The organism is Bacillus sp. Marseille-Q3570 (genome assembly GCF_946151055.1).
GTDB lineage: Bacteria > Bacillota > Bacilli > Bacillales > Fictibacillaceae > Pseudalkalibacillus.
In genome coordinates this window covers 187,071-200,497 of sequence record NZ_CAMGYZ010000007.1, presented here as the reverse complement: position 1 = coordinate 200,497, position 13,427 = coordinate 187,071, and the positions used below count along the sequence as shown (strand labels likewise).

General features: G+C 44.5%; 7 protein-coding genes. 3 read left to right on the top strand and 4 right to left on the bottom strand.

Annotation, left to right across the window (positions count from 1 at the left end; genetic code table 11):
* The first annotated feature begins 126 nt into the window (after nucleotides 1-126).
* A complete protein-coding gene (locus tag N8M93_RS13020; RefSeq protein ID WP_261132483.1) occupies nucleotides 127-1,866 on the top strand; it encodes a glycoside hydrolase family 13 protein in 1,740 nt (579 codons plus the stop codon).
* Here N8M93_RS13020 and N8M93_RS13015 read toward each other — a convergent pair.
* Nucleotides 1,863-2,861, bottom strand: coding sequence for a nuclease-related domain-containing protein (locus tag N8M93_RS13015; RefSeq protein ID WP_261132481.1), 999 nt, complete (start codon nucleotides 2,859-2,861; stop codon nucleotides 1,863-1,865). The genes N8M93_RS13020 and N8M93_RS13015 overlap by 4 nt on opposite strands.
* Nucleotides 2,862-3,231: 370 nt before the next feature.
* Between N8M93_RS13015 and N8M93_RS13010 the strand changes: the two genes are divergently transcribed.
* Both N8M93_RS13010 and N8M93_RS13005 read left to right on the top strand, forming a co-directional pair.
* Entirely contained in the window at nucleotides 3,232-3,573 is a 342-nt protein-coding gene (locus N8M93_RS13010) for a P-II family nitrogen regulator (RefSeq protein WP_261132480.1), read from the top strand.
* Between the two features lie 21 nt (nucleotides 3,574-3,594).
* Nucleotides 3,595-4,980, top strand: coding sequence for an ammonium transporter (locus N8M93_RS13005; protein ID WP_396125566.1), 1,386 nt, complete (start codon nucleotides 3,595-3,597; stop codon nucleotides 4,978-4,980).
* A 183-nt stretch (nucleotides 4,981-5,163) separates the two neighbouring features.
* Here N8M93_RS13005 and N8M93_RS13000 read toward each other — a convergent pair whose 3' ends face one another.
* From N8M93_RS13000 to N8M93_RS12990, 3 genes are all read right to left on the bottom strand, one after another.
* Nucleotides 5,164-9,555: a S8 family serine peptidase gene (locus N8M93_RS13000; RefSeq protein WP_261132479.1), complete on the bottom strand. Its 4,392-nt coding sequence runs from the start codon at nucleotides 9,553-9,555 to the stop codon at nucleotides 5,164-5,166.
* A gap of 624 nt (nucleotides 9,556-10,179) precedes the next feature.
* A complete protein-coding gene (gene asnB / locus N8M93_RS12995; protein ID WP_261132477.1) occupies nucleotides 10,180-12,027 on the bottom strand; it encodes an asparagine synthase (glutamine-hydrolyzing) in 1,848 nt (615 codons plus the stop codon).
* 106 nt (nucleotides 12,028-12,133) lie between these two features.
* The gene (locus N8M93_RS12990; RefSeq protein ID WP_261132475.1) at nucleotides 12,134-13,312 is read right to left on the bottom strand and encodes a pyridoxal phosphate-dependent aminotransferase; all 1,179 of its coding nucleotides are present in this window, start codon (nucleotides 13,310-13,312) and stop codon (nucleotides 12,134-12,136) included.
* Nucleotides 13,313-13,427: the final 115 nt, after the last annotated feature.

The following is a 13,427-nucleotide window of genomic DNA, read 5'->3' as shown; positions in this document are numbered from 1 at the left end:
GAAAACGTTTGCACTGATATATCTGCATTATACATATGCCGAGAAGTTTCTGCAACCGTTTGCATAACTTTTTTTCTTCATTTATTATGGAATTACTATCAAACTCTCAAAACGAGGTGCAAATGTATGGAAAAAACAGCAATCTATCATCGTCCTAAAAATAACTTTGTTTACGCTTATACGAATAAGAAGATCCATGTTCGGCTGCGAGCGGCAAAAAATGATCTGAAGAGTGTCCAATTAATCCATGGAGATCCTTATGTATGGGATGAAAAAGGCTGGAAAAACACTAGTAGCCCGATGGAACTGGAAGGTTCCGATGACCTTTTCGACTACTGGATCTGCGAAGTTGAACCTGAGTTCAGACGATTACGCTATGGATTTGAATTGGAGGACGGTGTTGAGCGCTTCGTTTATGGTGAGAAAGGATTCGTTGAAGAAGATCCACGGGATACGGACTTTTTCTTTGCGTTTCCTTTCTTGAATGAAGCCGATGTTTTCAAAGCACCTGATTGGGTCAGCCAGACAGTCTGGTATCAAATTTTTCCTGAGCGGTTTGCGAATGGTGACCCTTCCATCGATCCACCGGGCACATTGGCATGGGGAAGCGCGAAACCAGCTGTCGATAATTTTTTCGGCGGAGACTTCCAGGGTGTCATCAATCATCTTGATTACTTAGTTGACCTAGGAATCAGCGGCCTCTATTTTACACCGATTTTCAAAGCCCATTCCAACCACAAATACGACACGATCGATTATATGGAAATCGACCCTCAATTCGGGGATAAAGAAACCTTCAGAAAGCTGATTGATGAATGTCATAAGCGCGGAATCAAAGTGATGCTCGATGCGGTCTTCAACCATAGCGGCTATTTTTTCAAACCTTTTCAAGATGTACTGCAACGCCAGGAGAATTCACCGTACCGGGACTGGTTCCACATTCGCGAATTCCCGATTGTTGAAGAGCCTGCGCCATCCTATGATACGTTCGCATTTGTTTCCTCCATGCCAAAATTGAACACGGAACATCCGGAAGTTCGAGAATATTTATTGAATGTCGGACGATACTGGGTCGAAGAGTTTGATATTGATGGCTGGCGCCTGGATGTAGCAAACGAGGTTGATCATGCGTTTTGGCGTGATTTCCGAAGAGTCGTAAGAGAAGTGAAGCGAGATGTATACATCCTCGGTGAAATTTGGCACGACGCAATGCCCTGGCTTCTAGGTGATCAATTCGATGCAGTGATGAACTACCCGTTTACAAATGCAGCGCTCGAGTTCTTTGCTAAAGGAACAATTGAGGCTGATTCGTTTATCGAACAGATTACGAAGTGGATGGTCGCCTATCCGAAAAATGTGAATGACGTGGCATTCAATTTGCTCGGAAGCCATGACACCCCTCGGATTCTTACTTTATGTGGAAATGACCATCAACGGGTCAAGCTGTTATTCTTGTTCCAGCTTACCTTCACAGGCTCACCCTGCATCTATTATGGTGATGAAATCGGAATCGACGGCGGACAAGATCCAGGGTGTCGTAAATGTATGGTGTGGGATGAACGACAGCAGGATGTGGCGTTACGTGCGTTCGTGCGTAAGTTGATCGAGTTGCGGTGGTCATATCCCGCCCTACAGGGAGATGCAGAATTCAGGTTTGTTGATGGTGCTGGCGGAAAGGATGTCGTTGTTTATGAACGAAGTACGGATGATGCCAAGATCCTTGTAGCGATCAATAATTCAGAGAAAAATGAAACATTGAAATTGGCTGAAGGAGAATTTGAAGATCTTTGGAGTGGCGATTCAAAAGTTTTACGTGGAAATGTTGAAGTGGAGCCATTCGGGTTCAGGATTATGAAGAAAAACTAATCGTCGGTCAGTTCACCTTTATCTGCATAATCATAAATTTGTTGAGGGTTCAGGAAATACTTCCTCCCCTCTTTTTTGATGTTCATTTTATTGAGGAGGTAATTTGTAGTCTTAGGGGAAATCCCATCAAGAAATGGACGAATCTGTCTATTAGCGAATGTGGGATTCATCAATAAGGCATAATCAGAAATTGCTGATTGATGAGCCGTTTTCGATTCAAAATTACATTGAGGACACTTCCATTTATTCCTCAACCTAATCATTTTAAAGCGGAAGCACTCAGTACATTGCACACCTGTCACAATTTCCTTATCCGAAATGTTGTAATTATCTAGAATTTCTTCTATTTGAGGTTCATTCTTCTTTAAAATTTTTCTAATAATTCGTTTTAAATCTTTCTCAGATATTTCCGCATGAGTATAATTCTTCTCGAACCCTTCAATTTTAAAAGCAATGGACCACTGATGTACGATCCATTTGGAAATGTTATGGTTTTTAAGGGAAGTTTTGAGGATAGTATTGGAGTCGCTCACGCCTATCAAGTATTCTACCAGATTTGTAGGTAGATTATTTTCTACTAACCATTTATTCAATTGAGATTGCTGGCGTTCCACCTGTAAAGTAGGATCTGGAAAAACATCTTCACTTCCATCTGGCTTTCTACGAATCAATTGTTTGAAAACCGGATCAAAATATAATGTTCCACCTATATTTTTGCTTTCAACGATGATGTTCAGAAATGGGGATAGGAGAAGAAAATCAATTTGAAAGTGGGTATTTCCGATAGGAAGTCGGATATCATGGAATATGTAATACCTATTGGCATCTAGATAGCGTAGTTGATACTCGATCTTCTTTTCACCTCTATATCCTTTCCTCAGTTTATTGTAAGACTTTAAAAGCTGGGGGTATTTTGGATGATCTGGAGGGATTCTACGTCGGAGGGCGATTAACTGAAGCAAGTTCAGAGGAATTTGAAGTTTTTTCTTAAACATTTAAACACTCCTTTAATGAAATTTTATATAAAAATTCTATTAAAACACTTACTTTCCTTCATCCTATAAAATTTTTCTTACCTGAATAATAAGAAATTAAATTATCTCTACAACTCAACGTAGAAACACCACAAATTTCAATTTATCTCCACAACTCCTTATTTATCTCTACAACTATTAAAATATCTCTACAACTTTTAAATTATCTCTAAATCCCTGAATCATCCTGGATAAAGATGACCCAGCCTCTTTTCATGTTAGGTTTTCTGACATTAAATCAAAATAACCCTTGATTTTCTGAAAATTTATATTATTATTAAATATAAATCTAAATATAATGTTAGGTTTCCTGACATGAAAGGAGAGGCAAATGAAGAAAGTTGAGGCAATCATCAGGCCTGAACAGTTCCAGCAACTTAGGGCGAAACTTTTGGAAATCGGAATTGACGGCTTGACTGTGTATGAGGCGGCGGGCTGTGGAAAGCAACGGAAAAAGAAAGGCGTGTTCAGAGGAAATCCTTTCGAACTCCAGCTCGAGCCGAAAGTGAAGGTTGAAATGGTCATACGTGAGTCGCTTGAAGAACAAACCATCAAAGTCATCATTGATTCTTGCTCAACAGGAACTGTAGGCGACGGGAAAATTTTTGTTTCTTCTATTGAAGATGTCTATCGGATACGAACCGGAGAAAATGGCACAGAGGCAATCATATAATTTCGAAAGGATTGAACAAACTTGAAGAAAAAAATACTTCCATTGGTTTTTGCACTTAGCAGCTTACCGACAATCGCATATGGAGCAGAGGGTCCATCAATCTCATCAGTCGTCCAGTCAGTGGATATGATGTGGGTGGCGATCGCAACACTACTCGTCTTTTTCATGCATGCTGGTTTTGCAATGGTAGAAACCGGCTTTACACGGGCGAAAAATGCACTTAACATCCTGATGAAAAACTTCCTGACTATGGCGCTTGGTGCATTGATTTATTTTGCGATCGGTTACGGGATCATGTTCGGCGACTCGTTAAGCGGACTTGTCGGCAGCTCATATTTTTTCCTGCAAAATGCTGAGAACGACATCGGATTCTTTGTCTTCCAGGCGGTGTTTGCAGCGACTTGCGCAACGATCATTTCTGGAGCTGTCGCTGAACGGATGAAGTTAAGCTCTTACCTGATGCTCACAGTTTGTATGGTGATGTTCATTTACCCTGTTGTCGGGCACTGGGTCTGGGGCGGCGGTTTCCTTTCAGAATTAGGTTTCATCGATTTCGCAGGATCGACTGTCGTTCACCTTACTGGAGCCACCGGTGCTTTAGCCGCTGTTTTATTACTCGGAGGCAGGATCGGTAAATATGATCAAAAGACGGTGAATGTCATCCCTGGCCACAACATTCCACTCGGGGCTTTAGGAGTTTTCATTTTATGGTTCGGATGGTTCGGGTTCAATGCCGGAAGCAGTTTGGCGGCGGACCCAGCCCTCGTTCCGATGATCATTACGACGACATTGTTATCAGCATCGGCCGGTATCGTGTCGAGCGCAATCTATTCTTATATAAAATTCAAGCAAATGGACGCAACTCTGACTCTGAACGGAGCACTGGGAGGTCTTGTCGGGATTACGGCAGGGACAGCGGATGTCTCCTTTTTCGGAGCTGTCGCGATCGGGTTCATTGCAGGCATCATTCTCATTGAGGCAGTTCCTTTTATCGACCAAAAATTAAAACTCGATGATCCAGTCGGCGCAATTGCGGTCCATGGGTTCTGTGGTATTTGGGGAACGATTGCAGTCGGATTATTCGCCACCAACGGCGGGTTATTGTATGGAGGCGGAACAGCACTCTTGGTTGTCCAAAGCATCGGAGTTCTTGCTGTAATCGCCTGGACATTCGGACTCACTTTCTTGAGCTTGAAATTCATCACGCTACGTTCTTCTATCCGAGTATCACGTGAAGAAGAAGTCCAGGGGCTCGATTTCACTGAACATGGCTCGACCGCGTACGATATGAAGGGTGAATCGTTTGGGCCTGCGAACAGCCAATCAAGCTTCGGATACGGTTTGGTCAATCGTCTGAACCAACTTGGGAATGCTGATCATCAACCTCATAACTATAACTCTAACTAAATGGTTTTCTATAATGAAAACTTGGAAAAGACAAGCCTTTGGCGCAGGCTGAGCTTTAGTTGCGCTTAAATTGAAGAAAGTACTATCTTTAAATGTAAAAAAGAAAGAGGCTGCCAACGAATCGGCAGCCTTTTTCCCTTTTGTTCAGACTCCGCAGTTCATATGCGGCGTTATTGGAGTTGTTTATTCCTCTACATTGATATAGAGCTTACCTTCCGCAATTTCCTCTGTTTCGTTTCCATAGTCGTCACGTGCGACGACTTCAACGACCGCACCATCAGCGACAACGTTGGATGTTGCTGTATAGTAGCCGACATAGTGGCCTGGAGACATTTCCATCATTGGTAGCTCATTCGCGTTTTGAACCATGCCCATGCCCGTGTTGGTCAATGGCATATGGATTCTGAAACGCGCTTCGAGTCCTGGCTCACTGTCGAATTCGATCATCACGGATTGTCCAGCTTCAAGGTTCTTATCCGTATCTGGTTTAACGTTCGTCACTTCGATCGGGCCGAACTTCGCATCCACTGTCACCGTTTGGCTCTTGCGGTTGCCTGCAAGGTCTTTCGCAACGACCTTGATGACATTTTCACCTTCATCAAGAAGCATACGGTGAGAATATGTGCCATCCTCATTGACCGTTGCTTTTTGTCCGTTCACTTTCACCCAATCGAGGTGTGCGTCTTCGACGTTACCCGTGACATTTACTGCCATGCGATTGGTCTTCGAATCGTCTTCCGGACTTTCAATCGTCAATTCCGGTTTCGTCTGATCCAACGTGACCGTCACCGGCTCGGAAGGATCTGTCATCCCGCGTTCGTTGGAAGCTGTTGCGACAAGGACATTCTCGCCGTCAACCAGTGTGATATCTGCAGAGAAAGATCCATCTTCATTCGTAGGAACGACCGCGACTTCCTCACCATTGTTTTCAAGGTGGATATCAACTCCAGGTGCAGATTGACCTTCAACCGTCACATTTTCGTCATTCGTATGCGTGCCGTCTGCAGGAGACGTGATGACCGGTGCCGTCACTTCATAATCGACGGTTGCACGAATCATGTAGTTCCCTTCAGCTGCAGGCGATTGGGACCATGCGCCACCGACAAATTGCCAGCTTCGTTCAGCATTCGGTCCGTTTTCATCGGTTCCGAGTCCCGGTGCATATGGGTTCGGATCCGTCTGGATATAGACCATGAAGAAGTCACCTTCAACTGTGACACCCTGGTCTGCGAGATCGACATGGGTCCACTCTCCAGTACGGAGGGCAGTCGCATCAATCGGTCCAGCTAACTTCTCACCAGGAGCACCTTCTTCAGTGGCATCCCAGATTTCAACCTGGAAGTCGGTTCCACCTGGATTCGGCCAGTCGGTCGTCCAGAATCGGAACATACCACCAGTAACTAGTGCTTGGTCTTTTCCTTCCGGAAGGGACATCCTGACACCCCAGCCATTTCCTGCATCATAGAATGCACGTGCATTTTCGGCAGTACCATCATCGTATCCGATTTCTCCCGGATAACCGATGAACGGTTTCAGTTGAGCATCTTGATCTGTTACCTCGTCACCTTCAACCGTTATAGTGAATTCTTCACCATAGTAACCAGATGCCATCACTTTCAACGTATATTCGCCTTCATAAGCAGTCAACGAATAGTTTCCGTCTGCATCGGTCTCAACAGGTGTGACAGCTGCATCTTCCACAAGCAATACAGTTGCTCCTTCGATCGGATTACCTGTTTGCTCATTCGTTACTGTACCGGAAACTGTCCCCTGTGCCATTTCTTCAAGCGTGAAGTCAGCTACTGCTTCACCATCATCTGGGATGGAAACAGACTGCTCTTGTGGGTGGTATCCATATGCTTCAGCCATGACCGTATAGTCGCCGGCAGCATGCGTGATCGAGTAGCTTCCATCCACAGGACTGGTTGTTGTTGAGCGTCCGGATTCAAGGATGCTCACTTCTGCTTCAAGCGGTAAGGCTGATGGGCCAGCATCTTTGCCTTTTCCTTTGTCTTTTTTCTTATCAAGATCGATACGTTTCGTCGGCAACAATTCAGCTGGGTTCACTTTTTCCTTCTTTGCTGTTTTATCTTTCTTAGGAGTCACTTCATTGGACGGTTTAACTTTCTTGTCAGGTTTAGCTTTACCGCCATTTAGAGAAGCTTTTGATGACGGATTGATTGAGGTGGCACTTAAGCGCACGTCATCAATATACCAGCCTGGTCTTACGACACTGAAGTCAGTATCAACGTTGAAACCAACATAAATCCTTTGGTTCGCATACTCGGAAAGGTCGATTTCCTCTTCAACCCATTCCCCACTCGTATTGTTGAATTCTGCGACTTGTTCCCAGGTTTCCTGGTCAGTCGAAATCACAACATGACCGTAGTCATAGTTGTTTTCTAGGTTATACCAGTTGTTGAATTGAAGATAGGCTTCCCCTTCACCGAGATCGATCGGCGGCATCATGACGGTCATGTTTGCATTGTTGTCATAGTCGCCAGCAAGATTGGTCGCATAAACATTTTCACCAGATGCTGCTTCACCCGGTCCTGAAGTAGGGGCACCCCATTCCCAAGTATTATTGTCTCCCCAAGAAATCCAACCCGTCGGCTGAGATTCGAAGTCAGTTTCATAACCAGTCGTGATTCCCGGTAAAACAGATACTTCGTATTCTTCAGAAGTTACATCATTGTTACCAAAGTCTTCAATCACCCAACGATAAGTAAGTGAAGGTTCGGCGATTGCTTCACCTGGAATGACAGCTTCATATGTTCCAGATAAGTAGTCTCCATCTGTACGTACAGCTTCAACAGATTCCCAATTGTTGTTGGACGTTTCATATTCCAGACGGACATTTGTCACACTGACGTTATCAGAAGCAGTAACCGACAACGGCAGATTCAAACCTGAATAGGTTTCTGCTGGAGCGTCATGTTCGAATACAGGAGCTTCAGCATCTTCCCCTTCTTCCGTCACACTTCCTTTTACGACACCTAGGCCGCTTATGACAGAAGATACAGCGTCAAATGCATTGACCAATCCATATCCAAACCCGTTGTTCGGAGACTCAGGATACTCTCCATTGGTCATCGGTTCAGCTGTGCTAAGTAAAATCTCTTCGATTTCATCCACAGTCAAAGAAGAGTCGACTTGACGAAGTAGTGCGACGACAGCTGATACGTGTGGTCCTGCCATCGACGTTCCATTCCATCCACCTTCATAAGCGCTTCCTGGTACCGTCGAGCGGATATTGACTCCTGGTGCGCTGACATCCGGCTTGATCTCATCATAAGGAGATGGTCCTTCCAATGAAAAGCTTGCCAGGTTGTCATTGATATCCGTTGCACCTGTCGCAAATGATTCAGGGTAGTTCGCTGGAGTCGCAACAGATCCAGGTCCACCTGGGTTGAAGATCGTCGTGTTCCCTGCTGAAAATTCCGGGAAGATATCCGCGGCACGCCAGTTTTGAACCATCGGACGGTACCATTCATCTAAGCCAGGGCCGCCTCCCCATGAGTTGTTGACGACATCAGGCGCCATTTCAGGATGCAAGTTCCCATCGGCATCGGTTGGAGCGATGATCCACTCCCCTGCTTCGAGGAGGTCGACATCGGTTCCACCTGCTGCCGTGAATGCTTTGACCGCAATCCACTTTGCACCAGGTGCAACACCGACTTGGTTAGATCCATCCGGTTCAGCACCGACCATCGTACCCATTGTATGTGTACCATGACCTTGATCATCGTAAGGCGTTTCTTGTCCAGCCGTTGCATCGAACCAGTTCATCTCATGACTTGGAGCGTCTGGATTTGCTGGATCATAGCCACGATATTGTTCCACAAGGCCTGGATGATTCCATTGGACCCCGGTATCGATGTTAGCTACGACTGTACCGGAACCATCAATCCCCATGTCCCAAACAGCCGGAGCACCGACCCTCTCTACATTCCACTCGATTGCATTCGTTTCATTTTTCACGTCTGCTTTCGGTTGAGTAGATGCTTTTGTCGATTGAGGCATCGGTTGAAGCTGACGCACTTCATTCGGCAATACTTTCGCTACCTCAGGAAATGCGGCCAATTGCTCCATGACTTCTTTATTCGCTGTTACAGCCATTGCATTGACAATGAAGAAAGATTGATAGTCTTTCACTGCCTTGTTCGCTTTTTGTTTCTCCAAAAATTGTTTTACGTTCCCTTGTGTTTCAATTGCAGTTGAGCGAAGTGCCGAAACGACTGCAGAACGTTGCGCAAGTTCCTTTTTGTAAGGCGTCAGCTTCTGCTTCTCCGCTTTTTCGATCGCATTCTTTGAGACTTTCTTGGTGTCAACCTGTTCATTGAACTTGATCAAGAATGTGACCTGTTCCCCATCCTTGAACTGGTTTTGTAGTGACTTGCTTACTTTATTGGTCAGGGCTTCTTCTTTGAACGAGGTGGCTACAGGGTTCGATTCCTGTGTCTTCATCGTCCGTGCGTTGACCGTTGGAGCTAAAAATGTTGAAACTAGTAGTAGGATCGCTGTGACGAGTGCAAATGCCCGTCGATTCAACAAAAACCTCCGATAATTTACCATCTTTCCCCTCCTAAAAGTTATAAGCTTGTCCGAAACGTAAAAACGAGGCCCCCTTTCCTGTCGAATGCAAGATGACTGTATCCTTTGTTGTTGAATCCATAATAAAGCAATTTTTAGAAGAAATTAATATAAATAACAGAATTTTCTAAAAATGAAGAATTGGTAATGTTTAGTCGATAAATTTCGTTTGGGACTATTCTCTCTATGTAAAATTGCAGGTGACAAGACGCTTTCATTAGTACCAAAGGATTGTCAGGACTAGTACTTCCTCAGTACTAATAGGTATATAGTTTTGCAGGTGAAATTCGCAAATTCTGCCTGAATCATAAGTAACAGTGGGTGTCGAAAATGGAAGGGTATTGTTGGATAATATTGTTAAATCATACAGATGGCTTGTATAACCATGTTCGAAATGTCCATTAAATCCGACATTCGATGGGTTTTGTGTTCTTTAGACCTAATTATCCACTTCATGAAGGTTTAGCAGCAAAAGCATTTTCCGACATAAAGATAGCTTGGCAAAGTCAATCCCTTGGCTCAGGCTAAGCTTTAGATGTACTTATATTGAAGAAAGTAATTCATACTAAAAAAAGCGACCCTTCAGAAGAGTCGCTCGTAAATTTATCATTCTATGATATTGACATTGTAGTCTTCCAACCACACATTGATTTGTGCTAGATGGGCGATTAGCTGTGGTCCTGTCATCAACTGTCCGAACCATGGAGTTTTAAAGGCTCCACCATCTGTCTGGATGATTTCCGACACCTTGTTCCGATCTACCAATTCAAGGATAGGCGCTGACTCCTTTTCAATAATCGAGATTAGCCATTCCTTCACCAGCCTTGTGTATTCTGGATGATGCGTTTTCGGATAAGGACTTTTTTTTCGGTACAAAACTTCATGAGGGAGGGTTCCTTCGAGCGCTTTTCGTAATATGCCTTTTTCCCTGCCCTCAAACATTTTCATCTCCCACGGGATATTCCATGCATACTCTACAATCCTATGATCAGCAAATGGAACCCTGACCTCAAGGCTGGCTCCCATGCTCATGCGATCTTTTCTGTCGAGGAGCGTCGCCATGAACCAATGCATATTAAGGTAGAACATCTCTCTTCTTCTAGCCTCAGCTGGCTCTTCACCATCAAGTTTCGGAGTTTCATTGATTGTTTGCTGATAACGGTCATGAACATAATTTTTCAAATTAAGCTTTTTCCTCAATTCCGGTCTTAAAATCGATTCACGTTCATCAGTGGAGTGCATCCATGGGAACGCATCCCTCTCTAACAATTCCTGTCGATAAAACCAGGGGTAACCTCCGAATATTTCATCTGCACACTCACCCGATAGTCCGACTGTAAAACGCTGTTTGATTTCTTCACAAAACCAAAGTAAGGAGGAATCGACATCAGCCATCCCCGGTAAGTCCTTCATATGAACAGCTGCTGTCAGATAATGCTGCAAATGTGCATTATCAATTACGGAGGAGTGATGGACCGTCTTCAAATAGTCCCGCATGATCTTGATCCAGGGACCATCGGAATTCGGTTGGAAAGTGCTTTTCTTGAAGTACTTATCATTTTCTTCATAGTCGATGGAATACGTATGCAGGGCACCACGGCCCTCCTGCCGGAAATAACGCGAAGCGAATGCACTGATTGCACTTGAATCCACTCCGCCAGACAGAAAAGTACACACCGGTACGTCAGCGACAAGTTGCCTTTCGACAGCATCTTTCAGCAACCACCGCACCTGCTCAACTGTCTCATCGAGCGAATCTGAATGCTCTTCACTTTTCACATCCCAATAGCGCCAAATTCGCAATCCATTCCGGTCCAATCTGAGAGCATGACCAGCCCTCAGCTCGTTGATTCCTTTATAGACGCCATGCCCTGGTGTCCTCGATGGACCTAATCCGAAAATTTCTTGCAAGCCCTCCCGATCAACCTCCGCTTTTACGTTCGGATGAGCCAGGATCGCCTTTAATTCTGAACCGAATATAAAGGTTCCAGATTGTTCTCTGTAAAATAGCGGTTTTACACCAAGCCGGTCCCTCGCCATGAAAACCCGCTCATGCTTTTCATCCCAAATAGCAAACGCATAAATGCCATTCAGATGATCGACACATTGCTCCCCCCACTCGATGTAACTGGTCAGAAGAACCTCGGTATCGCTATGGGAATCGAAGCGATATCCTCTCGACACCAGCACTTTCCGTATGTCTTCTGTGTTGTATAATTCACCGTTATAGACCATCGTATATTGATTCGAATGATGGGTTTTCTGCATCGGTTGACCCCCGCCAGCAGGATCGACCACGATAAGACGTGCATGCCCAAGAGCGACATGGCGTGATGTCCAATGCGTTGTAGCATCCGGCCCCCGCTTTCCTAATGTGGTTGCCATCTTGTGTATTGTTGTCGTTTCTTTTGTCAAATCTTCTTTAAAATCGATCCATCCTGTGATTCCACACATTTTGTTACCTCACCCTTCCAAGGGATTCGATCATCCTCACATCTCTTTACACAATTTATGCGGAGAAATGTGAAATGTGCCCACTCGGTTGGCCGTGGAGTTAGAATCATAGGTGGTTTTTGTGTAAATGGATCATTCGGTCGGCAGCTTCAAGCAATCGTTCTTTTTCACAATTCAAACCAACTCGGACGAATCCTTCACCAGTTTCGCCAAATCCATTTCCAGGTGCAACGATCACATGCGCCTTTTCGATCAAAAGTTCCGCGTACTCTTCTGATTTATATCCTTCTGGAACAGGTAGCCACGAGAAAAAGGATCCTTTCGGAAGATCAACGTTGAATCCATGATCATTCAATTTCGAGATGAATGCATTGCGACGATCTTCATATAAAGCGGTCAATTCGTGAACACACTCCTGTGGACCGTTCAGTGCACTTGCCGCTGCTTCCTGGATGCCGCCGAACATCCCGCAGTAATAATGATCCTGGATAAGGTTGAGGGCTTCGATTACTTCCTCATTCCCTAATGCAAATCCAACGCGCCAACCGGCCATATTGTATGTTTTGGACAGTGTATACATTTCGACTCCGACCTCTTTTGCCCCTTTGGTCTGAAGAAAGCTAATCGGTTTCTTGCCGTCAAACCCGATCGATCCATACGCAAAATCATGGACGATACAGCAGCCAGTCTTTTCACCGAGCTCAACCGTCTCTTCGAAAAATTCCCTTGTTGCGATTCCGGCCGTCGGGTTGTTAGGATAGTTCAAGAACATCAGTTTTGCTTGTTCCAGAACATTTTGTGGAATAGAATCGTAGTCTGGCAGGAAGTCGTTTTCCTTTTTAAGCGGCATCTTATATTGATTTGCACCAGCGATGGCGATTCCAGATTCATAATCAGGATAACCTGGATCCGGAACTAATACAGTATCACCCTGGTTCAACATGCATTGGCTTACTTCTACAAGACCCGCCTTCGCTCCAAAGAGGACAGCGACTTCTTTTTCAGGGTCTAGATCGACATCGTATTCCCGTTTATAATAATCAGCAATCGCTTTTTTCAAAAAGGTATGACCTCGAAACGGCGGGTATTTATGGTGGATCGGGTTGGTTGCTGAGGTCTGCAGTGCCTCGATGATATGATCCGGAGTAGGCTGGTCAGGATTCCCCTGTCCGAGATTGATCATGTCATAACCAGCTTGATAGTAGGGTTCGATCTTATTTACAAGTTTTGCAAAGAATTGGTCTGGCAAACGTTTGATTGATTCTGATTGTTGAAAACGAGCCAATCTGATAACCTCCTATATCGTAAAGTTTTAATTGTAAATTGTCGTAAAATTCTAATCACTTATGTTAAAGTGTAAATGACCAAATGTAAAGGGATTTATGTTGAAAATTTGGAAT